Source organism: Pseudomonas sp. NBRC 111132 (assembly GCF_001320565.1).
Classification (GTDB): Bacteria; Pseudomonadota; Gammaproteobacteria; order Pseudomonadales; family Pseudomonadaceae; genus Aquipseudomonas; species Aquipseudomonas putida_P.
In genome coordinates this window covers 1-22297 of the sequence record NZ_BCBI01000081.1, presented here as the reverse complement: position 1 = coordinate 22297, position 22297 = coordinate 1, and the positions used below count along the sequence as shown (strand labels likewise).

16 protein-coding genes and 1 other RNA gene are annotated in these 22297 nt (G+C 62.7%); 10 read left to right on the top strand and 7 right to left on the bottom strand.

The window, feature by feature from the left end:
• Positions 1 to 146: 146 nt before the first annotated feature.
• Positions 147 to 1496: an NCS2 family permease gene (locus APH35_RS26020; protein WP_012273432.1), complete on the bottom strand. Its 1350-nt coding sequence runs from the start codon at positions 1494 to 1496 to the stop codon at positions 147 to 149.
• A gap of 284 nt (positions 1497 to 1780) precedes the next feature.
• On the opposite strand from APH35_RS26020, the gene APH35_RS26015 reads away from it, so the two are divergent.
• On the top strand, positions 1781 to 2536 hold the full coding sequence (locus tag APH35_RS26015) for a GntR family transcriptional regulator (RefSeq protein ID WP_012273431.1): 756 nt from the start codon (positions 1781 to 1783) through the stop codon (positions 2534 to 2536).
• Positions 2537 to 2687: 151 nt separating this feature from the next.
• Positions 2688 to 3386, top strand: coding sequence for an aquaporin Z (gene aqpZ / locus APH35_RS26010; protein WP_060515749.1), 699 nt, complete (start codon positions 2688 to 2690; stop codon positions 3384 to 3386).
• On the opposite strand, the gene guaD is transcribed toward aqpZ, so the two are convergent.
• From guaD to xdhA, 4 genes are all read right to left on the bottom strand, one after another.
• Positions 3383 to 4687: a guanine deaminase gene (gene guaD / locus APH35_RS26005; protein WP_060493786.1), complete on the bottom strand. Its 1305-nt coding sequence runs from the start codon at positions 4685 to 4687 to the stop codon at positions 3383 to 3385. The two genes, aqpZ and guaD, sit on opposite strands and share 4 nt — an antisense overlap.
• 10 nt (positions 4688 to 4697) lie before the next feature.
• Entirely contained in the window at positions 4698 to 5543 is an 846-nt protein-coding gene (gene xdhC / locus APH35_RS26000) for a xanthine dehydrogenase accessory protein XdhC (RefSeq protein ID WP_060493785.1), read from the bottom strand.
• 163 nt (positions 5544 to 5706) lie between these two features.
• Entirely contained in the window at positions 5707 to 8106 is a 2400-nt protein-coding gene (xdhB, locus tag APH35_RS25995; RefSeq protein WP_060515748.1) for a xanthine dehydrogenase molybdopterin binding subunit, read from the bottom strand.
• Positions 8099 to 9553 carry a xanthine dehydrogenase small subunit gene (gene xdhA, locus APH35_RS25990; RefSeq protein WP_060515747.1) on the bottom strand — a complete coding sequence of 485 codons (1455 nt, stop codon included), beginning with the start codon at positions 9551 to 9553 and terminating at the stop codon, positions 8099 to 8101. The genes xdhB and xdhA overlap by 8 nt, the downstream gene beginning before the upstream one ends.
• A 268-nt stretch (positions 9554 to 9821) precedes the next feature.
• Here xdhA and APH35_RS25985 point away from each other — a divergent pair, with 268 nt between their 5' ends.
• The 5 genes from APH35_RS25985 (at position 9822) to ffs (ending at position 17773) form a co-directional block, all read left to right on the top strand.
• Positions 9822 to 10481 (top strand): GntR family transcriptional regulator, encoded by a 660-nt coding sequence (locus tag APH35_RS25985; protein WP_012273425.1) that lies wholly within the window; start codon positions 9822 to 9824, stop codon positions 10479 to 10481.
• Between the two features lie 3 nt (positions 10482 to 10484).
• Positions 10485 to 13973, top strand: a complete 3489-nt coding sequence (smc, locus tag APH35_RS25980; protein ID WP_060515746.1) for a chromosome segregation protein SMC — start codon at positions 10485 to 10487, stop codon at positions 13971 to 13973.
• 205 nt (positions 13974 to 14178) lie between these two features.
• Positions 14179 to 15069, top strand: coding sequence for a cell division protein ZipA (gene zipA / locus APH35_RS25975; protein ID WP_012273423.1), 891 nt, complete (start codon positions 14179 to 14181; stop codon positions 15067 to 15069).
• A 99-nt stretch (positions 15070 to 15168) separates the two neighbouring features.
• Positions 15169 to 17499 carry an NAD-dependent DNA ligase LigA gene (gene ligA / locus APH35_RS25970; protein ID WP_060493782.1) on the top strand — a complete coding sequence of 777 codons (2331 nt, stop codon included), beginning with the start codon at positions 15169 to 15171 and terminating at the stop codon, positions 17497 to 17499.
• 177 nt (positions 17500 to 17676) lie between these two features.
• Positions 17677 to 17773, top strand: an RNA gene (gene ffs / locus APH35_RS25965) — signal recognition particle sRNA small type.
• 28 nt (positions 17774 to 17801) lie between these two features.
• On the opposite strand, the gene APH35_RS25960 is transcribed toward ffs, so the two are convergent.
• Entirely contained in the window at positions 17802 to 18221 is a 420-nt protein-coding gene (locus APH35_RS25960; RefSeq protein ID WP_060493781.1) for a helix-turn-helix domain-containing protein, read from the bottom strand.
• 82 nt (positions 18222 to 18303) lie between these two features.
• On the opposite strand from APH35_RS25960, the gene APH35_RS25955 reads away from it, so the two are divergent.
• On the top strand, positions 18304 to 18792 hold the full coding sequence (locus tag APH35_RS25955) for a DUF2938 domain-containing protein (RefSeq protein ID WP_060515745.1): 489 nt from the start codon (positions 18304 to 18306) through the stop codon (positions 18790 to 18792).
• 97 nt (positions 18793 to 18889) lie between these two features.
• Here the strand turns inward: APH35_RS25955 and APH35_RS25950 are convergent, their stop codons facing one another.
• Positions 18890 to 19654, bottom strand: a complete 765-nt coding sequence (locus APH35_RS25950) for a substrate-binding periplasmic protein (RefSeq protein WP_012273419.1) — start codon at positions 19652 to 19654, stop codon at positions 18890 to 18892.
• A 124-nt stretch (positions 19655 to 19778) separates the two neighbouring features.
• Between APH35_RS25950 and dnaX the strand changes: the two genes are divergently transcribed.
• Positions 19779 to 21848 (top strand): DNA polymerase III subunit gamma/tau, encoded by a 2070-nt coding sequence (gene dnaX, locus APH35_RS25945; protein ID WP_060515744.1) that lies wholly within the window; start codon positions 19779 to 19781, stop codon positions 21846 to 21848.
• 63 nt (positions 21849 to 21911) lie between these two features.
• On the top strand, positions 21912 to 22247 hold the full coding sequence (locus APH35_RS25940) for a YbaB/EbfC family nucleoid-associated protein (protein WP_003254305.1): 336 nt from the start codon (positions 21912 to 21914) through the stop codon (positions 22245 to 22247).
• The last annotated feature ends 50 nt before the right edge of the window (positions 22248 to 22297 follow it).

The window sequence follows — 22297 nt, the reverse complement described above, 5'->3', positions numbered from 1 at the left end:
GCGCCGCGCGGGCGGCGCTCGATCTATGCACCACCTCAAAACTCAAGGCAGACACCTGGTGGCCTAGACCCTACCGCTCGGCGAGCACATTTGCGGCTAAACCAGAAAAGGGCGCCGAAGCGCCCTTTTGGTCGGCGTATCAGGGTTCAGAGGAACACAAACTTGGCAATGAAGATCGCGCACAGCACCCACAGGCTGGCCGAGATCTCCTTGTACTTGCCGGTACCTGCCTTCAGCGCGACGTAGCTGATGAAGCCCAGGGCGATACCGTCGGCGACCGAGAAGGTCAATGGCATCATGATCACCGTGACGATCGCCGGAATGCTGTCTGTGGCTTCATCCCAATGGATATGCGCCATGCTGCCCATCATCAACATCGCCACATAAATAAGTGCACCCGCCGTCGCATAGGCCGGAATCATCCCAGCCAGCGGGGCGAAGAACATCGCGGCGATGAACAACAGGCCCACTACTACCGCAGTAAGGCCGGTACGCCCGCCCGCAGCTACACCTGCGGCACTTTCCACATAGCTGGTGACTGGCGGTACACCTACCACCGCACCGAACACGCTCGATGCACTGTCAGCCTTCAACGCCTTCGACAGGTTCTCGATACGCCCGTCCGGTGCCACCAGGTTGGCACGCTGCGCCACGCCCATCAGCGTGCCGGCGGTGTCGAACATGTGCACGAACAGAAACGCCAGCACCACGCTGATCATGCTGACGTTGAACACGCCAGCCACGTCCATGGCCATCCAGGTCGGTGCCAGGCTAGGCGGCATCGACATCACCCCGCCAAACTTGACCAGGCCCAGGCCCCAACCTGCCAAGGTGACGCCAATGATGCTGATGAGGATCGCGCCAAACACCCGCTTGTAGCTGAGGATGGCGATCAGCAGGAAGCACACGGCCGCCAGCAGCGGCCCTGGCTCATGCAGCGAACCCAGCTTGATCAGCGTGGCGGGGCTGTCGACGATGATGCCTGCCGTCTTCAGGCCGATCAGCCCGAGGAACAATCCGACGCCAGCCCCCATGGCATGGCGCAGGCTGACCGGAATGCTGTTGAGCAGCCATTCGCGCACTTTCGACAAGGTCAGGAACATGAACAGCACACCCGAGATGAATACCGCCCCGAGCGCTGTTTCCCAGTTGTAGCCCATGGTGCCGACCACCGTGTAGGTGAAGAAGGCGTTAAGCCCCATGCCAGGCGCCAGGCCTACTGGCCAGTTGGCGTACAGGCCCATCAGCAGGCAGCCCAGCGCGGCGGCGATGCAGGTGGCGACGAAGGCGGCACCATGGTCGATGCCAGCGTCGGCCATGATGTTGGGGTTGACGAAGATGATGTAGGCCATGGTGATGAAGGTGGTCACCCCGGCGATCATTTCGGTTTTGACGGTGCTGCCGTGTTGCTTGAGTTTGAAAATCCGCTCCAGCCAGCTCGTTTCGAGCGGTGGGGCGAGATCCAGCGTAGGGGCTTCGGATTTGCGGCTTTCCACAGCGAGTACTCCTCAAGTCTTTCTTGTTGTAGTTGGGGCCAGTTTCCTGAGCGATGCACTTGGCGGCCCCACGAGGGAAGGCAGACGTCCGACCGGTTTGTTGACTCATGGGTCAAGAAGTTGCTCGGTGGATTATGCTTTTGTGTACAAAGAATGCAAATAATGTTTTATGTTTTGTGTGCGCAATGCGTCGTACAACGGCTATATAGGTGAAACGCCCCCTGCGGAATCGCCTCAGCCTGTGTACAATGGCGCCATACTTTCTCTTCGTGCCTCGAGAGCCCATGAACGAACAGCTGCAACCTCTGAAAAAACCTGCACGTGTCGGCAAGGCCGGCCGCAGCGGTACCCAGGACGACATCGTCTACGCGCATATTTTCGAGGCGATCCTCGAGCAGCGTCTGGCCCCGGGCACCAAGTTGAGCGAGGAAGCGCTGGGCGAAATCTTTGGCGTCAGCCGCACCATCATCCGTCGTGCCTTGTCGCGTCTGGCCCATGAAAGCGTGGTGCTGCTGCGGCCGAACCGCGGCGCGGTGGTGGCCAGCCCGACCGTGGAAGAGGCACGTCAGGTGTTCTTCTCGCGGCGCATGGTCGAACGCGCCATTACCGAGTTGGCCGTGCAGCACGCCACCCTCGACCAGCTCAACGAGCTGCGGCAGATGGTGCGTGAAGAGCGCGACAGCTTCTCGCGCGGTGATCGCGGCGCCGGCATTCGCCTTTCCGGCGAGTTCCACCTCAAGCTGGCCGAAGCGGCGGGCAATGCACCGCTGGTGAGTTTCCAGCGCAGCCTGGTATCGCAGACCTCGCTGATCATTGCCCAGTACGAAAGCGGCAACCGCTCGCACTGCTCGTATGACGAGCACATGCAACTGATCGATGCCATCGAGGCACGTGATGCCGAGCAGGCAGTGAGCCTGATGATGCACCACATGGACCACATCGACAGCAAGCTGAACCTGGATGAGGAGAGTGCCTCGGACGATCTGCATGCGGTGTTCTCGCATTTGCTGAAAAAGCCCAAGGTTTCCGCCAAGGGTTGATCGTTTGCCAGGGTGATTGAGGGGGCCTGCAAAGCAGCCCCCGGCCATAACTGGCCATCAGCCAAAGGTCTGCTAAATTCTTGTGAGCAAACCTTCATCAAGCAGTTGGGCTTGCGCATTCGTTGCGTTCAACTTCTTGAGGAATGGATTCATGAGCATGTCCCTCGGTAAACGCATGGGTGCCGAACTGATCGGTACCTTCTGGCTGGTGCTTGGTGGCTGCGGCAGTGCGGTACTCGCAGCCAGTTCCCCTGTCGGCATTGGCGTACTCGGTGTTGCCTTCGCCTTCGGCCTCACCGTGCTGACCATGGCCTTCGCCATCGGCCATATCTCTGGCTGTCACCTTAATCCTGCTGTGTCCTTCGGGCTGGTGGTGGGCGGGCGTTTTCCTGCCAAAGAGCTGCTGCCCTACGTGATTGCGCAAGTGATCGGCGCCATCCTGGCGGCAGGAGTGATCTACCTCATCGCCAGCGGCAAGGCCGGTTTCGAATTGTCCTCGGGGCTGGCGTCCAACGGCTATGCCGACCATTCGCCCGGCGGCTACACGCTGGGGGCAGGCTTTGTCAGTGAAGTGGTGATGACGGCGATGTTCCTGGTGGTGATCATGGGCGCGACCGATTCCCGCGCACCAGTAGGCTTTGCGCCCATCGCTATCGGTCTGGCCCTGACCCTGATTCACCTGATCTCCATCCCGGTGACCAATACCTCGGTCAACCCCGCGCGCAGCACGGGGCCGGCATTGTTCGTTGGCGGTTGGGCCTTGCAGCAGCTGTGGCTGTTCTGGGTGGCGCCGCTGATCGGTGCTGCAATCGGCGGCGCGCTGTACCGGGGCCTGGCGAAAGAACCTTAGCGCTGGTGCACGCAACGCCCGGCGGCGTAGGTTTCGCGCACTGTGCGGTCATCGCCCAGGGTGGTGAGCACGAACAAGGTCTCTTCAATGCTGTTGGACTGCTGAATGCGGTAGTCCAGCAGCGGCGTGGCCTTGTAGTCCAGCACCACGAAGTCGGCATCATTACCCGGGCGCAGGCTGCCGATGCGGTCATCCAGGCGCAGCGCGCGGGCGCCGCCGAGGGTGGCCAGGTACAGTGACTTGTACGGGTGCAGGCGCGCGCCTTGCAGCTGCATCACCTTGTACGCTTCGTTCAGGGTGTTGAGCAGCGAGAAGCTGGTGCCGGCGCCTACATCGGTACCCAGGCCCACGTTGACCTTGAAGCGCTCGGCCTGGGGCAGGTTGAACAGACCGCTGCCCAGGAACAGGTTGGAAGTAGGGCAGAAGGCCACTGCCGAGCCGGTTTCAGCCAGGCGCTGGCATTCGTCGTCGCACAGGTGCACGCCGTGGGCGAACACCGAGCGCTCGCCCAGCAGTTCGAAGTGGTCGTATACGTCCAGGTAGCCCTTCTGCTCGGGGAACAGTGACTTGACCCAGTCGATTTCCTTGAGGTTTTCCGACAGGTGCGTGTGCATGTACACGCCTGGGTGTTCCTTGAGCAATTGGCCCGCCAGGGTCAGCTGCTGCGGCGTGCTGGTCGGGGCGAAGCGCGGGGTTACCGCATAGTGCAGGCGGCCCTTGCCATGCCAGCGCTCGATCAGCGCCTTGCTTTCGGCGTAACCGGATTCTGCGGTGTCAGTCAGGTAATCCGGGGCGTTGCGGTCCATCATCACCTTGCCGGCGATCAGGCGCAGGTCCAGGCGCTCGGCCTCTTCGAACAACGCATTGACCGATTCCGGGTGCACGCTGCCGAATACCAGCGCGGTGGTGGTGCCGTTGCGCAGCAGTTCCTTGAGGAAGATCTTCGCCACCTGGTCGGCATGGCCTTTGTCGGCGAACTGCTTTTCGCAGGGGAAGGTGTAAGTGTTCAGCCAGTCCAGCAACTGCTCGCCATAGGAGCCGATCATGCCGGTCTGCGGGAAATGGATGTGGGTGTCGATGAAGCCCGGGGTGATCAGCGCATCCTGGTAGTGCTCGACGGGGATGTCGGCATCCAGGGTCGGCAGCAGCTCGCTGGCGTGACCAATGGCGCTGATGCGGCCGTCGTCGACCACCAGCAGGCCGTCTTCGAAGTATTCATGGGAAGCCTCCAGGCCCACCTCGGCCGGGTCGGCGATGCTGTGCAGGATGGCGGCACGGTAGGCTTTGCGGGTAACGGTCATAACACACTCGTCAATTGGCTTGGCTGCGCCGGGAGGGCGGCAGCAACTGGGCAATGGGGCCGGCATTGGCGGCAGCGTCGTGCTGGCCGAAGCAGGCGTTGTAGGTGGCGATGATTTCGCCGGCGATGGACACGGCGATTTCGATGGGCAGCTTGCCCTTTACCTCTGGCAGGCCCATCGGGCAGCGCATGCGCGCCATCACGGCGTCGTCGTAGCCGCGCTCGCGCAGGCGGTGCTCGAATTTGACTCGTTTGGTCTTCGAGCCGATCAGGCCGAACCAGGTGAAGTCGTTGCGCTTGAGAATGGCGGCGGTCAGTTCCAGGTCGAGTTGGTGGTTGTGGGTCATGACGATGCAGTAGCTGCCTGGCGGCAGGTCCGCGACTTCGTCGACCGGCTCCTCACAGACCACCTTGGTCACCCCGCTTGGGATGTGCTCGGGGAATTCCTGTTCGCGCGAGTCGATCCAGCGCACCCGGCAGGGCAGCGCGGCGAGCAAGGGTACCAGAGCCCGGCCGACATGGCCCGCGCCGAACACGGCGATCTGCGCCTGCACGGCGGCCATCGGTTCGAACAGCAGCACGGTGACGCCGCCGCAGCACTGGCCCAGGCTGGCACCGAGGCTGAAGCGCTCCAGGTGTGGGGTGGTGCGCTGCTCTTCGAGCATTTGCCGGGCGATGTGCAGGGCCTTGTATTCCAGGTGGCCGCCGCCGATGGTGTCGAACAGGCCGCTGGCGCTGACCACCATCTTCGAGCCGGCATTGCGCGGGGTCGAGCCGCGCTCCTCGATGATGGTCACCAGCACGCAGGCTTCGCCACGGGACTGGTGGTCGGCGAGGGCGTTGATCCATTGGTGCATGATGCAACCTCTCTAAGACGTCGACACGGCCCCTTTGTAGGAGCGGCCTTGTGTCGCGAAAGGGCTGCGAAGCGGCCCCAAAATATCGGTTACTACATAGATTGTTGGGGCTGCTGCGCAGCCCTTTTGCGACACAAGGCCGCTCCTGCATGGAACCTCGCTGTCAGTGGGTGACGGTTTCCAGTTCCTGTTCGGCAGGTTGGGTTTCAGCCAGCGCCTTGCGCATCTGCTCACAACCCCACAGCACCCGCTCCGGTGTCGCCGGCGCGTCGATGTTCGGCTGCACCCGGTAATTGGCCAAGCTGGCCACGGCGTCCTTGATCGCACACCAGGCAGCGATGCCGAGCATGAACGGTGGCTCGCCCACGGCCTTGGAGTGGAACACGGTGTCTTCCGGGTTCTTGCGGTTTTCCACCAGCTTCACCCGCAAGTCCAGCGGCATGTCGGCAACTGCCGGGATCTTGTAGCTGGCCGGGCCGTTGGTCATCAGCTTGCCCTTGGCGTTCCACACCAGCTCTTCGGTAGTCAGCCAGCCCATGCCCTGGATGAATCCGCCTTCCACCTGGCCGATGTCGATCGCCGGGTTCAGCGAATCGCCCACGTCGTGCAGGATGTCGGCGCGCAGCATCTTGTACTCGCCGGTCAGGGTGTCGACGATCACTTCCACGCAGGCAGCGCCAAAGGCGAAGTAGTAGAACGGCCGGCCGCGGGCCTGGCTGCGGTCGTAGAAAATCTTCGGCGTGCGGTAGAAACCGGTGCTGGAGAGCGACACCTGGGCGAAGTAAGCCTGCTGCACCAGTTGCTCGAAGCTGACGATCTGGTCGCGTACGCGCACGTGGCCGTTGCGGAACTCGACGTCTTCCTCGGTCACCTGATAGTGCCGTGCGGCGAACTCGGTCAGGCGACGCTTGAGGATTTCGGCAGCGTTTTGCGCCGCCTTGCCGTTCAGGTCGGCGCCACTGGAGGCAGCTGTCGGCGAGGTGTTGGGCACCTTGTCGGTGTTGGTGGCGGTGATCTGGATGCGGCTGAAATCCACCTGGAAGATCTGCGCTACCACCTGTGCCACCTTGGTGTTCAGGCCTTGGCCCATCTCGGTGCCGCCGTGGTTCAGGTGAATGCTGCCGTCGGTGTAGATATGGATCAGTGCGCCGGCCTGGTTGAGGAAGGTGGCGGTGAACGAAATACCGAACTTGACCGGCGTCAGTGCCAGGCCTTTCTTCAGGATCGGGCTGTTGGCATTGAAACGGCGGATCGACTCGCGACGCTCGGCATAGTCGCTGCTGGCCTCCAGCTCGGCGGTCATCTCGTCGAGCATGTTGTGCTCGACGGTCTGGTAGTAATGGGTGACGTTACGCTCGGTCTTGCCGTAGTAGTTTGCCTTGCGCACTGCCAGCGGATCACGGCCCAGATGGCGGGCGATGTGGTCCATCACCTGCTCGATGGCAACCATGCCCTGTGGGCCGCCAAAGCCACGGTAGGCGGTGTTGGAGGCAGTGTTGGTCTTGCAGCGGTGGCCGTGCACGGTGGCATCGCCCAGGTAGTAGGCGTTGTCGGAGTGGAACATGGCACGGTCGACGATCGAACCGGACAGGTCGGGCGAGTAGCCGCAGTTGCCGGCCAGGTCGAAGTTGATACCGTGCAGCCGGCCGTTGTCGTCAAAGCCCACGTCGTACTCGACGTAGAACGGGTGGCGCTTGCCGGTCATGGTCATGTCTTCGACCCGTGGCAGACGCATCTTGGTCGGCTGGCCGGTCAGGCGCGCCACGACCGCGCACAGGCACGCCGGGCTGGCAGCCTGGGTTTCCTTGCCGCCAAAACCGCCACCCATGCGGCGCATGTCCAGCACCACCTTGTTCATTGGCACGTCGAGCACTTCGGCGACCAGTTTCTGCACTTCGGTGGGGTTTTGCGTGGAGCAGTAGACGATCATGCCGCCATCTTCGGTAGGCATCACCGAGGAAATTTGCGTTTCCAGGTAGAAGTGTTCCTGGCCGCCGATATGCAGGGTCCCCTGGATACGGTGCGGGGCGCTGGCCAGGGCGGCAGCGGAATCGCCGCGCTGGTGGGTGTGGCTGTCGAGCACGAAGTGTTTCTTGCGCAGCGCTTCGACCACGTCCAGTACCGGCTCCAGGTCTTCGTATTCGACGATGGCGGCCATGGCCGCGCGGCGAGCGGTTTCAAGGTCACAGGCAGCGACGGCAAGCACGGGCTGGCCGAAGAACTCGACCTTGTCGATGGCCAGCAGTGGGTCGCCGGCCACCACCGGGCCGATGTCTTTCAGGCCGGGGATGTCTTCGTGGGTGATGGCGATGCGCACGCCCTCGAAGGCATAGCACGGCGTGGTGTCGATGCGCAGGATGCGCGCATGGGCACGGTCGGCGGTGCGCGCATAGACGTGCAACTGGTTGGGAAATTCCAGGCGATCGTCAATGTACAGCGCCTCGCCAGATACATGCTTGTCGGCGCTGTCGTGCTTGACGCTGCGGCCCACCCCGGTGGTCAGGTCCTGGCTGAACAATTCGGCCATCTCGGCCTGGCTTTTGGCTACGTGATGGTTAGACATAAGCGGTCACCCGGGTTTCGATGTACGGCGTTTGCTGTTCGATGAAGTACTTGCGCAACAGGTTTTGCGCAGTCAACAGGCGGTATTCCTTGCTGGCGCGGAAGTCGCTGAGCGGGGTGAAGTCTTCGGCCAGGGCTAGGCAGGCGCGCTCGATGGCGGCCTGGTCCCACGGTTTGCCACGCAGCGCCGCCTCGCAGGCGCGGGCGCGCTTGGGGATCGCTGCCATGCCGCCGAAGGCGATGCGCACGCCGCTGACCACGCCGTTTTCGATGCTCAGGTTAAATGCCGCGCACACGGCGGAGATGTCATCGTCCAGCCGCTTGGACACCTTGTAGGCGCGGAACGCCCAGTCGCGGGTGGCGCGCGGCACGATGATCTTCTCGATGAACTCGCTGTCCTGGCGGGCGGTGATGCGGTAGTCGATGAAGTAGTCTTCCAGTGGCATCACCCGCTGGCGCTCGCCTTGGCGCAGGACCACCTGCGCGTCCAGGGCAATCAGCAGGGGAGGCGAGTCGCCGATGGGCGAGGCGTTGCCGATGTTGCCGCCCAGCGTGCCCTGGTTGCGGATCTGCAGCGAGGCGAAGCGGTGCAGCAGGGCGCCAAAGTCGGGGTAATCGTCGTTCAGCGCGCCGTAGCAGTCGGTGAGCGGGGTGGCGGCGCCGATTTCCAGGTGGCTGGCGGTTTTCTCGATGCGCTTGAGCTCGGCCACGTGACCGACATAGATCATCACGGGCAAGGTCTTGTGAAACTGGGTCACTTCCAGCGCCAGGTCGGTACCACCGGCCAGCAGGCGGGCTTCGGGGTGCGAGCTGTACAGGTCGGCCAGGTCGGCTACGGTCAGCGGCACCAGGCAGCGCTTGTCACCGCTGTTCAGCTCGCCGGTCTGGGTTGGCGTAATGGCCTTGAGGCGGCTGATGGTTTGCGCCTGCTGGGCATCGAACTGGTCGCGGCAGGGCTGGCGGCAGCTCTGCTCGGCGGCGTCGAGGATCGGCCGGTAGCCGGTGCAGCGGCACAGGTTGCCGGCCAGGGCTTCCTGGGCCTGGTGCAGGTCGGGGCCGCTGCTGTTCTTTTGCAGGGCGAACAGCGACATGACGAAGCCGGGGGTGCAGAAGCCGCATTGCGAGCCGTGGCAATCGGCCATGGCCTGTTGCACGCTGTGCAGCTGGCCTTGGTGCTTGAGCCCTTCGACGCTGATCAGCTGCTTGCCGTGCAGCGACGAGACGAACGTCAGGCACGAGTTGAGGCTGCGGTAGCGCAGGCTGTCGTTACCTTGTTCGTCCTGGGTCAGTTCGCCGACTACCACGGTGCAGGCGCCGCAGTCACCACTGGCGCAGCCCTCCTTGGTACCGGGTTTGCCCAGGTGCTCGCGCAGGTACTGCAGCACCGTCATGTTCGGGTCCAGGGCGTGCTCACTACGCAGCTCCTGGTTGACGAGAAACTGGATCACGGGGATGGCCTCGCAATGGTTTTATTGTTGTTGGGCGGACTCTAAGCAACACCTGTCTAGCAGGTCAATATTTTTCTGACTCAAAGGTCAAGAAAATGCTCATGTCCATGCCCGGCCGAACACATTGCCCATATCCCAAGCATAGATCGCGCCGGGCGCATGGCTGTCTGGCAGGTCAAATAAACCGCCTGGGCCCTCTGCGCGATTACCGCCCAAGTACGCTACAATCCGCCCCTTGTGCCCAGTTCAATGATTTTGAAGGAAAACCATGACGTTCAAGGCCCCGGACAGCCTCTCCGAGCAGATTGCCGATTACCTGGCCGAACGCATCATCCGCGGCGAGCTGGCGCCAGGCGAGCGTATCCAGGAGCAGAAGGTCACCCAGGCGCTCAACGTCAGCCGTGGGTCGGTGCGCGAAGCACTGCTGATTCTCGAACGCCGCCACCTGGTGGCTATCTTGCCGCGCCGGGGTGCCCATGTAACCGAGTTGGACGAGCGCAGCGTGCGCAGCCTGTGCTCGCTGATGGGCGAGTTCTACATCCTGCTGGGTAACGCGGTTGCGCAAAAATGGCGCACCGAAGCCGACCTGCGCCCGTTTCTGGAAATCCAGCAGCGCCTGCAGCGTGCCCATGACCAACTCGACATCAAGACCTTCGTCGCCGACAGCTTTGCGGTGATGCGCGCGGCCTATCCGTTCGCCGACAACCCGTTCCTGCAGGAAACCGTGGAAAACCTGCAGCCGGCCATGAGCCGTGCCTACTACCTGTCGCTGGACCAGCGACAGGCCAACATGATCGACTACCTCGACCTGTTCGCCCGGCTGCTCGAAGCCGTGGTCGCCCGTGACCTGCCGCGCATTCGCGAGGTGCTCACTGCCTACGGCCAGCGCAGCTGCGAACTGGTGCTGGCGGCACTGGCCCGAGGCTGACCGATGCGCCTGAAGTGCATTCGTCTGGCCGGGTTCAAGTCGTTCGTCGACCCGACCACGGTCAACTTCCCCAGCAACATGGCGGCTGTGGTAGGCCCCAACGGCTGCGGCAAGTCCAACATCATCGACGCGGTGCGCTGGGTGATGGGCGAGAGTTCGGCGAAGAACCTGCGCGGCGAGTCGATGACCGACGTCATCTTCAACGGCTCGAGTGGCCGCAAACCGGTCAGCCAGGCGAGCATCGAGCTGGTGTTCGACAACAGCGAAACTACCCTGGTTGGCGAATATGCTGCCTACGCCGAGATCTCGATCCGGCGCAAGGTGACCCGCGACGGGCAGAACAGCTATTACCTCAACGGCACCAAGTGCCGAAGGCGTGACATTACCGACATCTTCCTCGGTACCGGCCTGGGGCCACGCAGCTATTCGATCATCGAGCAGGGCATGATCTCCAAGCTGATCGAAGCCAAGCCCGAGGAGCTGCGCAACTTCATCGAGGAAGCCGCCGGCATCTCCAAGTACAAGGAGCGCCGCCGCGAAACCGAGAGCCGCATCCGCCGCACCCAGGAAAACCTGGCCCGCCTGACCGACTTGCGCGAAGAGCTCGAGCGCCAGCTGGAGCGGCTGCATCGTCAGGCCCAGGCCGCCGAGAAGTACCGCGAGTACAAGGCCCAGGAGCGCCAGATGAAGGCGTGCCTGGCGGCCTTGCGCTGGCGCGGCCTTGACGAGCAGGTACGCCAGCGCGAGTCGGTGATCGGCGATCAGGGCGTGTCCCACGAGGCGCTGGTGGCCGAGCAGCGCAATGCCGACGCGAGCATCGAACGCCTGCGTGACGGCCATCACGAATTGTCCGAACGCTTCAATCAGGTGCAAGGCCGCTTCTACTCGGTGGCCGGTGACATCGCCCGGGTCGAGCAGAGCATCCAGCACGGCCAGCAGCGCTTGCGCCAGTTGCAGGACGACTTCAAGGAGGCCGAACGCACCCGCCTGGAAACCGAATCGCACCTTGGCCACGACCGCACCCTGCTGGCCACCTTGGGAGAAGAGCTGGCCATGCTCGAACCCGAGCAGGAAATGACCCTGGCCGCTGCCGAAGAGGCCGCTGCCGCGCTTGAGGAGGCCGAGCTGGGCATGCACGGCTGGCAGGAACAGTGGGACAGCTTCAACAGCCGTTCCGCCGAGCCGCGCCGCCAGGCTGAAGTGCAGCAGGCGCGCCTGCAGCAGCTGGAAACCAGCCTGGAGCGCCAGGCCGAGCGCCAGCGCAAGCTGGGCGAGGAGCGCGAGCAGCTGGGTAGCGAGCCGCAGGATGTGGCCATGCTCGAATTTGCCGAGCAACTGGCCAGCAGCGAAATGTTACTGGAAGAATTGCAACTGTCCGAAGAGCAGGTGGTCGAGCGCCTGGAAGGCACGCGCGAGCAACTGCAACAGGCCACCCAGGCCCAGCAGCAGGCACAGGGCGACCTGCAGCGCCTGGGCGGGCGCCTGGCCTCGCTTGAAGCCTTGCAGCAGGCTGCACTGGAGCCGGGTACAGGCGCTGCGCACTGGCTGCACGACCAAGGGCTGGAGCAACAGCCGCGGCTGGCCGAAGGATTGCGAGTAGAGCCAGGTTGGGAAACGGCCGTGGAGACTGTGCTCGGCGCCGATCTGCAGGCTGTGCTGGTAGACGATTTCAACCGCCTCGATTTTGCTGGCCTGGAGCAAGGCGAGTTGCGCCTGCTGCTGGCCAGCGACAACAGCTTGCCTTTGCCGGGCAGCCTGCTGGAAAAGGTCCAGGGCCGTATCGACCTGGCGCCCTGGTTGGGCCAGGTCAAGCCCGTGGAAGACCTTGCCCAGGCACTGGCGCAGCGCGCATCGCTCGGCGAAGGGCATAGTTTGGTCAGCCGAGATGGCTACTGGGTTGGCCGGCACTTCTTGCGGGTGCGCCGTGGTGGTGAAGCCGAAGGCGGCGTGCTGGCGCGCGGCCAGGAAATCGAGCGCCTGGGCCAGGAACAACTGGAACAGGAAGCAGCACTGGAGCAGCTCGATCAACAGTTGCAGGCCCTGCGCGAGCAGCAGTTGGGCCTGGAGGAGCAGCGCGAACAGTTGCGCCGCCGCACCCAGGAAGAGAGCCGCCTGCACGGCGAGCTGAAGGCCAACCTTTCGGCCAGCCGTGCGCGTGCCGAGCAGGTCGAGCTGCGCCGCCGGCGCCTGCAAGAAGAACTGAGCGAACTGGAAGAGCAGCGCGCCCTGGAGCACGAGCAACTGGGCGAAGCACGCCTGTTGTTGCAAGAAGCCCTTGAGCTGATGGCCCAGGACACCGAGCAGCGCGAACAGTTGATGGCCCGCCGCGACACCCTGCGCGAAGGCCTCGACCGGGTGCGCCAGGAGGCTCGCCAGCACAAGGATCACGCCCACCAGCTCGCGGTGCGTCTAGGGTCGCTGCGTGCCCAGCACGATTCCACCCGCCAGGCCCTGGAGCGCCTGGAACAGCAGGCTGCGCGCTTGACCGAGCGGCAGGAGCAACTGAGCCTGAACCTGGAGGAGGGTGAGGCCCCGCAGGAAGAGCTGCGCCTGAAGCTCGAAGAGTTACTGGAACGACGCATGAGCGTCGACGAGGAAATGCGCCAGGCCCGCCTGCACATGGACGAAGCCGACCGCGAGCTGCGTGATGCCGAAAAACGGCGCACCCAGGCTGAGCAGCAGGCCCAGCTGCTGCGCGGCCAGCTGGAGCAGCTGCGCCTGGAGTGCCAAGGCCTTGATGTGCGACGCAAGACGCTGCAGGAGCAACTGCTGGCCGACGGCTACGACCTGCAAGGCGTGCTCGCTACCCTGGAGGCCGAGGCCAGCGAGCAGGGTACCGAACAGGCGTTGGAACAGCTTGAAGCGCGCATCCAGCGCCTGGGGGCGATCAACCTGGCGGCCATCGAAGAATATGAACAGCAGTCCGAGCGAAAACGCTACCTGGACGCCCAGGACGCCGACCTGGTCGAAGCGCTGGAGACCCTGGAAAACGTCATTCGCAAAATCGACAAGGAAACCCGCAACCGCTTCAAGGATACCTTTGATCAGATAAATGCCGGATTACAGGCACTTTTCCCAAAAGTTTTCGGTGGTGGCAGCGCTTATCTGGAACTGACGGGCGAAGATCTACTCGATACAGGGGTGACGATCATGGCGCGGCCACCGGGCAAGAAGAACAGCACCATCCATCTGCTGTCCGGCGGCGAGAAAGCACTGACCGCCTTGGCGCTGGTGTTTGCCATCTTCAAGTTGAACCCCGCACCGTTCTGCATGCTCGACGAGGTCGATGCGCCGCTGGACGATGCCAACGTCGGGCGCTATGCGCGCCTGGTCAAGGAAATGAGTGAAAGCGTGCAGTTCATCTACATCACCCATAACAAGATTGCCATGGAAATGGCGGACCAGTTGATGGGGGTGACCATGCATGAACCCGGTTGTTCACGTCTTGTTGCAGTTGATGTGGAGGCGGCCATGGCCATGGTCGACGCTTGATGCGCGACGATGGAGGCATTTTCTGCAGCGAAATGCCCCCGTCATGTGCGACAGACGGTGTAAAGTTGTCTTTGGTCGTGCTAGCTTAATGTCACTCGTTTTTTGCGTGGGTAAAACGCCTGTCAGAACATAGAGTTGGCGCCACGTGTTAAAGGGCTTTGAACCCTTTGTTTTCAAGCATATTTTTATAGAGGCACGGGATTACATGGAAATCGGTCTGCGCGAGTGGCTGATCGTCATCGGCATCATTGTCATTGCCGGGATTCTTTTCGACGGCTGGCGCCGCATGCGCGGCGGGAAAGGCAAGTTGAAATTCCGTCTGGATCGCAGTTATTCCAATGTGCCGGACGAGGAAGGCGGCAGTGCCGAAGTGCTCGGCCCGTCGCGGGTGCTGGATACCCACAAGGAGCCTGAGCTGGACGAAAGCGACCTGCCGTCGCTCAGCGCTTCTGCGCGTGATCGAGAACGCGAGCACAAGCCGGCCAAGGCCAGCAAGCGCGGCAAGCGCGCCGCGGCTGCCGATGTGCAGCAGGGCGACCTTAACCTGAGCGCCGAGCCACGCGAGCCTGACCTGTTTGCCGACAGCGACGACGACTTTGCCGCCGACAACACCCGCAGCAATGCTGCGCCGGCTGCCAGCAGCAGCGTCAAGGACTTGCCGCCAGCCGAAGAAGTGCTGGTGATCAGCGTGATTTCCCGCGACGAGGGTGGCTTCAAGGGCCCGGCGTTGCTGCAGAACATTCTGGAAAGCGGCCTGCGCTTCGGCGAAATGGATATCTTCCATCGTCACGAGAGCATGGCCGGCCACGGCGAAGTGCTGTTCTCCATGGCCAACGCGGTCAAGCCTGGTGTGTTCGACCTGGACGACATCGACCACTTCAGCACCCGCGCGGTGAGCTTCTTCCTCGGCCTGCCGGGCCCGCGTCATCCGAAGCAGGCCTTCGATGTGATGGTGGCCGCCGCACGCAAGCTGGCCCACGAACTGAACGGTGAGCTCAAGGACGATCAGCGCAGCGTGCTGACGGCCCAGACCATCGAGCATTATCGCCAGCGTATCGTCGAGTTCGAGCGCCGTGCGCTGACCCAGAAGCGCTGATATGCCCAAGTGGGCAGGCCTGGCCTGGTGCTGTCCACCCTGTTTCAAGCGCAAGAGCAGCCAAGGGCTGCTCTTTTGCTTTGCAAGAGAACCTGAGAAATGACCGCCGAAACCCGTATCCATGAACTGCGTGCCGAACTCGACCAGCACAACTATCGCTATTACGTGCTCGACGAGCCCAGCGTGCCCGATGCCGAATACGACCGCCTGTTCAACGAGCTCAAGGCGTTGGAGGCTGAACACCCCCACCTGGTAACCCCCGATTCGCCAACCCAGCGCGTCGGTGGCGAGGCTTTGTCTGCGTTCAGCCAGGTACGCCACGAAGTGCCCATGCTCAGCCTGGGCAACGCCTTTGAAGAAACCGACCTGCGCGAATTCGGCCGCCGCGTGGTTGAAGGCCTCGACCAACCCGGTGCGGTCGACTACAGCTGTGAACCCAAGCTCGATGGCCTGGCCGTGAGCCTGTTGTACCGCGATGGCCAGTTGGTGCAGGGCGCCACCCGTGGCGACGGTACCACCGGCGAAGACATCAGTGCCAACGTGCGCACCGTGCGCAACATCCCGCTCAAACTGCAGGGCGAGGGCTGGCCAGCAGTGCTGGAAGTGCGCGGCGAGGTGTATATGAGCAAGGCCGGTTTCGACCGGCTCAATGCCGCTCAGGCCGAAGCCGGCGGCAAGACCTTCGCCAACCCGCGCAACGCTGCCGCCGGTAGCCTGCGCCAGCTGGATTCGAAAATCACCGCCAGCCGCCCGCTGGAGTTCTGCTGCTATGGCGTCGGCCAGGTGTCCGAGAGCATCGGCGACAGCCATATCGGTGTCCTCGAACAGCTCAAGGCCTGGGGCATGCCGATCAGTCGCGAGCTCAGGCATGCGGCGGGTATCGAAGAATGCCTGGCCTATTACCGCGACATTGGCGAGCGGCGTAACAGCCTGCCGTATGAGATCGACGGTGTGGTATTCAAGGTTAACAACCTGGCTGCCCAGCGCGAACTGGGCTTCCGCGCCCGAGAGCCACGCTGGGCGATTGCCCACAAATTCCCAGCCATGGAAGAGCTGACCGAGGTGCTGGACGTCGAGTTCCAGGTTGGCCGTACCGGTGCGGTAACGCCTGTGGCACGCCTGAAGCCGGTCAAGGTGGCCGGAGTAACCGTGTCCAACGCCACCCTGCACAACATGGACGAAATCGCTCGGCTGGGCTTGCGCATTGGCGATACGGTGATCATCCGCCGTGCCGGTGACGTGATCCCGCAGGTGATGCAGGTGGTGCTGGAGCGTCGCCCCGACGATGCCCGTCCGGTAGAAGTGCCAAGCGCATGCCCGGTGTGTGGCTCGCAAGTCGAGCGTACCCAACTGGTAAAGCGCAGCAAGGGCAAGGAAACCACCAGCGAAGGCGCGGTGTACCGCTGCGTTGGTCGCCTGGCCTGTGGCGCCCAGCTCAAGCAGGCGATCATTCACTATGTGTCGCGCCGGGCCATGGACATCGACGGCCTGGGCGAGAAGAGTGTCGAGCAGTTGGTGGACGAAGGCCTGATCGGCTCGCCGGCTGATCTGTACAAACTGGCGTTCGAGCAGATCGTTGGCCTTGAAGGCTTCGCCGAGGTGTCCAGCAAGAAGTTGCTCGATGCCATTGAGGCCAGCAAGCGCCCGAGCCTGGCACGGTTCATCTACGCGTTGGGCATTCCCGACGTAGGCGAAGAGACCGCCAAGGTGCTGGCCCGCTCGCTGGGCAGCTTGGCGCGTGTGCAGCAGGCACTGCCGCAAGTGCTGACCTACTTGCCGGATATCGGCCTGGAGGTGGCCTACGAAATCCATAATTTCTTCGAAGACGAGCACAACCAGAAGGTCATTGAACAACTTCTGGCCAGTGGCATGAAATTGCAGGACGAAGGCGAACTGGCTGCCGAGTTCGCCGCCAGTACTACCTTGGCTGGGATGATTGCCAAGCTCGACATCGCCTCGGTCGGCCCGACCGGTGCCGAGAAGCTGGTTGCCAAGCTCGACAGCCTGGAGAAGATCATCGCCGCCGACGGCATCGACCTGCGCCAGGCCCTGGCGGCCAAGCAGGCTGATGCTGTGCGTGAGTTCTTCAAGGATGAAGCGAACCAGAAACTGGCGCGGGACATCGAAGCGCAGTTGCTGGCGTTCGGCATGCACTGGAGCTGCGAGAAGAAGGTTGCCGAAGGCTTGCCGCTGGCAGGCCAGACCTGGGTGCTGACCGGCACGCTGGAACGCATGAGCCGCGATATTGCCAAGGACAAGCTGGAAAGCCTGGGGGCCAAGGTGGCGGGTTCGGTTTCTGGCAAGACCCATTGCGTGGTGGCAGGGCCGGGGGCGGGCTCCAAGCTGGCCAAGGCCAGCGAGCTGGGCGTGAAGGTGCTGGATGAAGATGCATTCGTCACATTCCTGGCCGAGCAGGGCATTGTTGTTTAGAGCCCTGCGCTATCCCCAGTAGGCGTGGCCTTGCGTCGCGATCGGGCCGCACTGCGGCCCCACGATCTGACAAGTCATTGAGAAATGATGACTTTTTCGCCTACAGAGGTTGTATCTGCCCTCAAGACCGGTACAATGGCGCCACTCGCTGCTCAGCGAGGCATGTAGTGGTGGCCCCATCGGTCCCCCCGCATTGATTACCCGTTAACCTGGTCAGGCCCGGAAGGGAGCAGCCATAGCGGGAACATCGAGTGCCGGGGTGTGGCTGGTGGGGTCGCCTCCATTTCTGGGGGTGAAAAACCTCAATTTGCCGCGAACGCCTTCGTTCTTCCCTGCTTCATTCCCAATGCTCCCGTAGCCGACAGTTTCATCAGCCGCTGAAATTTCGGGCATGCCAGATGATCTTCCTCCGGGCACTGCGCGGCATGCCGCAATCCTTTGCTCATGGCCTGCAGCCGCCTGATCCGCGCATCAATTTCGTCTGCCTTGGCCAGCAGCATCTGCCGGTCCACCTGCAAGTCCACCAGCATGGCGCCTACTTCATCCAGCGAAAATCCCGCCGCTTGCCCTAGGGCGATCAGTGCCAGCCTGTCTGCCACATCGGCTGCAAACTGCCGCCGCTGGCCGCGCCCGGCCAGGGACTTGAGCAAACCTTTCTTCTCGTAGTAACGCAGTGTCGATGCAGGTACGCCTGTGCGTTTGGCGACGTCGGCAATGTCCATTTTTGGCCCTTGACTTGAAGTTGACTTCAACTTCTATGCTGCGCGGCATGGTGATGACCGTCAATCTTCGAGGGCTTGTTCAATGACGTTTACTGCGATGTTTCTAGCTGCCTTGCCGATTGGCATTGGTGCCACCATCGTGATGGACCTGTGGGGGTTGCTGCTGAGGCGGCTGGGTGTCGCCACATTGAACTTCGCCATGGTCGGGCGTTGGGCGGGGCATCTGCTTGACGGCCGTGTGTCGCACCAGGCGATTGCCAAAGCAGAGCCGGTGCGCAATGAGCTGGTGTGGGGGTGGGTGATTCATTATGCGATCGGCGTGCTGTTCGCGATGCTGCTGGTTGTGATCGTAGGGGAGAGCTGGTTGCTGGCGCCTACTTTGCTACCTGCGGTAGTTGTTGGCGTAGGCACGGTCGTGGCGCCGCTGTGCTTCATGCAGCCGGTGATGGGGGCGGGTTTCTTCGCGTCCAGAACGCCGACGCCTGCGCGCAACTGCTTGAAGAGCTTGGCTACGCATTTTGTGTTTGGAGTGGGGTTGTTCTTGAGTGCGGGTTTGCTGGCTTTGGTGTGAGTGTGATCAATTTGGTCGGAGCCACCTTGCGAGCTCGCTCCTACATCTTCCCGGGCCAGTATCGCCTGCGCCTTCACACCTGTCAGCACAACCGAGATCAAGGGTGGGGCGCCGGAGCATCCCAAGGCCCCATCCCGCCATAGCGCTGCAAAATCCGCTCGATCTCCCCCGACTGCTTCATCCTTACCAACGCCCGCAACAACCCTTGTGTCGGCACTGCGGGATCATTGCGCACCATGCACCCGAGGTCCTGCTCTTCCAGCACCGCCAATCCCTGCAATCGTTGGTCGGCTGGCAAACCCTGGTTGAACCACTGCAACGACAGTTGGTTGCTCACCGCATGCCGATAGCGCCCAGCCTGCAGCTTCTGCAGCACCAGCAACTGGCTGCGGCTGTCTTCGCGGTGCAGTCGGCCTTGATCCAGCAGAGGTTGCAAGGTCGAGTAGGTGTAACCCAGCACCGTGCCGATAGCCTGGGCAGGCAATTGCTCCGCGGGCATCGGGGAACTATCGCCAACGCGCCCCACCAGCAGGTCGCGCTGGTGAATCAGCGGGATGCTCCAGACAAAATCCCCTGGGCGATCATTGAACCACTGGGTGCTGACATAGCAGCGCACATCGATATCACCGCTGTTCATGGCCTCCTGCAGGCGCAGGCGAGCCATCACGTGGTATTGGGGGCGTACGCCCACTTCCTTGGCCAGCGCCTCTATCAGGTCGTACACCAGGCCTTCCACGGGCTGGTCAGCTTCGATGCGCACCAGCGGCATGCTCCAGCTCTCCGCGACAGAGAAGCGCAGCACCGGCTGTTCAGCCAGGCAGTGGGCAGACCAGAGCAGCAGAAGGGCCAGCAATATTGGCAAAGGCGTATCCTCCTTGAACAACGCGCCTGCTTCCAAGCTTAGACGACTCGCGCAGGGTGCAATTTTGCCCCCGCTCCGCTAGCATTAGCGATCTTCCGCTCTATCAGGCTACGATGGTTTTTCGATGAGTTATCAGGTTCTTGCACGTAAATGGCGTCCGCGCTCGTTCCGCGAAATGGTCGGCCAGGCCCATGTGCTGAAGGCCTTGATCAATGCCTTGGACAACCAGCGCCTGCACCACGCCTACCTGTTTACCGGTACCCGGGGCGTGGGCAAGACCACCATCGCCCGTATCATCGCCAAGTGCCTGAACTGCGAAACCGGCATTACCTCCACCCCGTGCGGCACCTGTTCGGTGTGCAGGGAGATCGACGAAGGCCGTTTTGTCGACCTGATCGAGATCGACGCCGCCAGCCGCACCAAGGTCGAGGACACCCGTGAACTGCTCGATAACGTGCAGTACGCCCCCAGCCGTGGGCGCTTCAAGGTCTACTTGATCGACGAAGTGCACATGCTCTCGACCCACTCGTTCAACGCCTTGCTCAAAACGCTGGAAGAGCCGCCGCCCTACGTCAAGTTCATCCTTGCCACCACCGACCCGCAGAAGCTGCCGGCCACCATCCTGTCGCGCTGCCTGCAGTTCTCGTTGAAGAACATGAGCCCGGAGCGGGTGGTCGAGCACCTGAGCCACGTGCTGTCCGCCGAAAACGTACCGTTCGAGCCGGATGCCCTGTGGCTGCTGGGCCGTGCGGCTGATGGCTCGATGCGTGACGCCATGAGCTTGACCGATCAGGCCATCGCCTTTGGCGAAGGCAAGGTGTTGGCTGCCGATGTACGCGCCATGTTGGGCAGCCTCGACCATGGCCAGGTCTATGGTGTGCTGCAGGCGCTGCTTGAAGGTGACGCCAGGGCGTTGCTGGAGGCCGTGCGCAACCTGGCCGAGCAGGGGCCGGACTGGTCGGGCGTGCTGGCCGAAATGCTCAATGTGCTGCACCGTGTGGCCATCGCCCAGGCGCTGCCGGAAGCGGTGGACAACGGCCAGGGCGATCGTGAGCGTGTGCTGGCGCTGGCTTCGGCGCTGCCGGCCGAAGACGTGCAATTCTATTACCAGATGGGCCTGATCGGCCGCCGCGATCTGCCGTTGGCGCCGGACCCGCGTGGTGGGTTCGAAATGGTCCTGCTGCGTATGCTGGCGTTCCGCCCGGCCGATATGGACGACGCACCGAAACCGGTGCTAAAGCCAGTGGGGATCAGCCAGGCCACAGCTGATCCCGCAGCGTCGGTGGCAGCCTTGGCGCCGGCCGAGCCCACACCGCCTGTCGCGGTCGTGCCGCCTGAGCCTGCGGTAGCCGCGACGCAGGTGGAGGTGCCTGCACCGGCGACAGCCGACCATGAGCCGGAGGTCGAGCCAGACGTTGAGCTGAAGGCCGAGATCGAGGCCATTTCCGTGCCCGAGCCTGTTGCCGAGGTGGTCGACCTGCCATGGGAAGAACCGGCAGCCGCACCTGCTCCGGTAGCGGCTGCACCTGCACCTGCACCTGTGCCTGAACCGGTTGCCCCGGCGGCGCCCCCGAAGGCTGCCCCGGTACTCGACGAGCCGCCTTTCGATCCGTCTGCCTATGCTGCCGTGGGCATGGATCGCGACGATGAGCCGCCGCTGGATGAAGACTACTACGGCGGCGAAAGCGACCCAGTCGGTTTCAGCTACCTGGACGAACTGGCCGAGCACGTTCAGGAAGAAGCGCCCAAGCCTGTAGCTCAACCGCTGCCAGCAGCCAAGCCGGCCACGGGCCTGGCCCTGCAATGGCTGGAATTATTCCCACAGTTGCCTGTGTCCGGTATGACAGGCAACATCGCGGCAAACTGTACGCTGATTACCGCCGAGGGTGACGATTGGCTGCTGCACCTGGACCCGGGCCAGGGCGCGCTGTTCAATGCAACCCAGCAGCGGCGCTTGAACGAGGCGCTTAACCAGCACCTGGGGCGTACGCTTAACCTGCGCATCGAGCTGATCCTGCCCGAGCAGGAAACCCCGGCCCAGGCCGCAGCGCGCAAGCGTGCCGAGCGCCAGCAGGACGCGGTCACTTCGATCGAGCAGGATCCGTTGATCCAGCAGATGATCAAGTTGTTCGGCGCCAAGGTACGGCAGGATACTATTGAGCCTGTAGAAGCCCTGGTCGATCAGGGCCAGTAACGGATAACCATGCGGCCGGCCCGATGCCAGGCCGCATCACATGACCCAATCGAGGTATACCCCATGATGAAAGGTGGCATGGCCGGCCTGATGAAGCAGGCCCAGCAGATGCAGGAAAAGATGCAGAAGATGCAGGAAGAGCTGGCCAACGCCGAAGTCACCGGCCAGTCCGGTGGCGGTCTGGTGAGCGTGGTGATGACCGGTCGTCACGACGTCAAGCGCGTCAGCATCGACCAGAGCCTGATGTCGACTGATGAAGACGACAAGGAAGTGCTGGAAGACCTGATTGCCGCTGCGTTGAACGACGCCGTGCGCAAGGTCGAGCAAAGCAGCCAGGAGAAGATGGGCGGCATGACCGCCGGCATGCAACTGCCGCCAGGCTTCAAGATGCCGTTCTAAGGGCATTGCGATACCCAAAACCGCCACTGACACCAGTGGCGGTTTTTTTT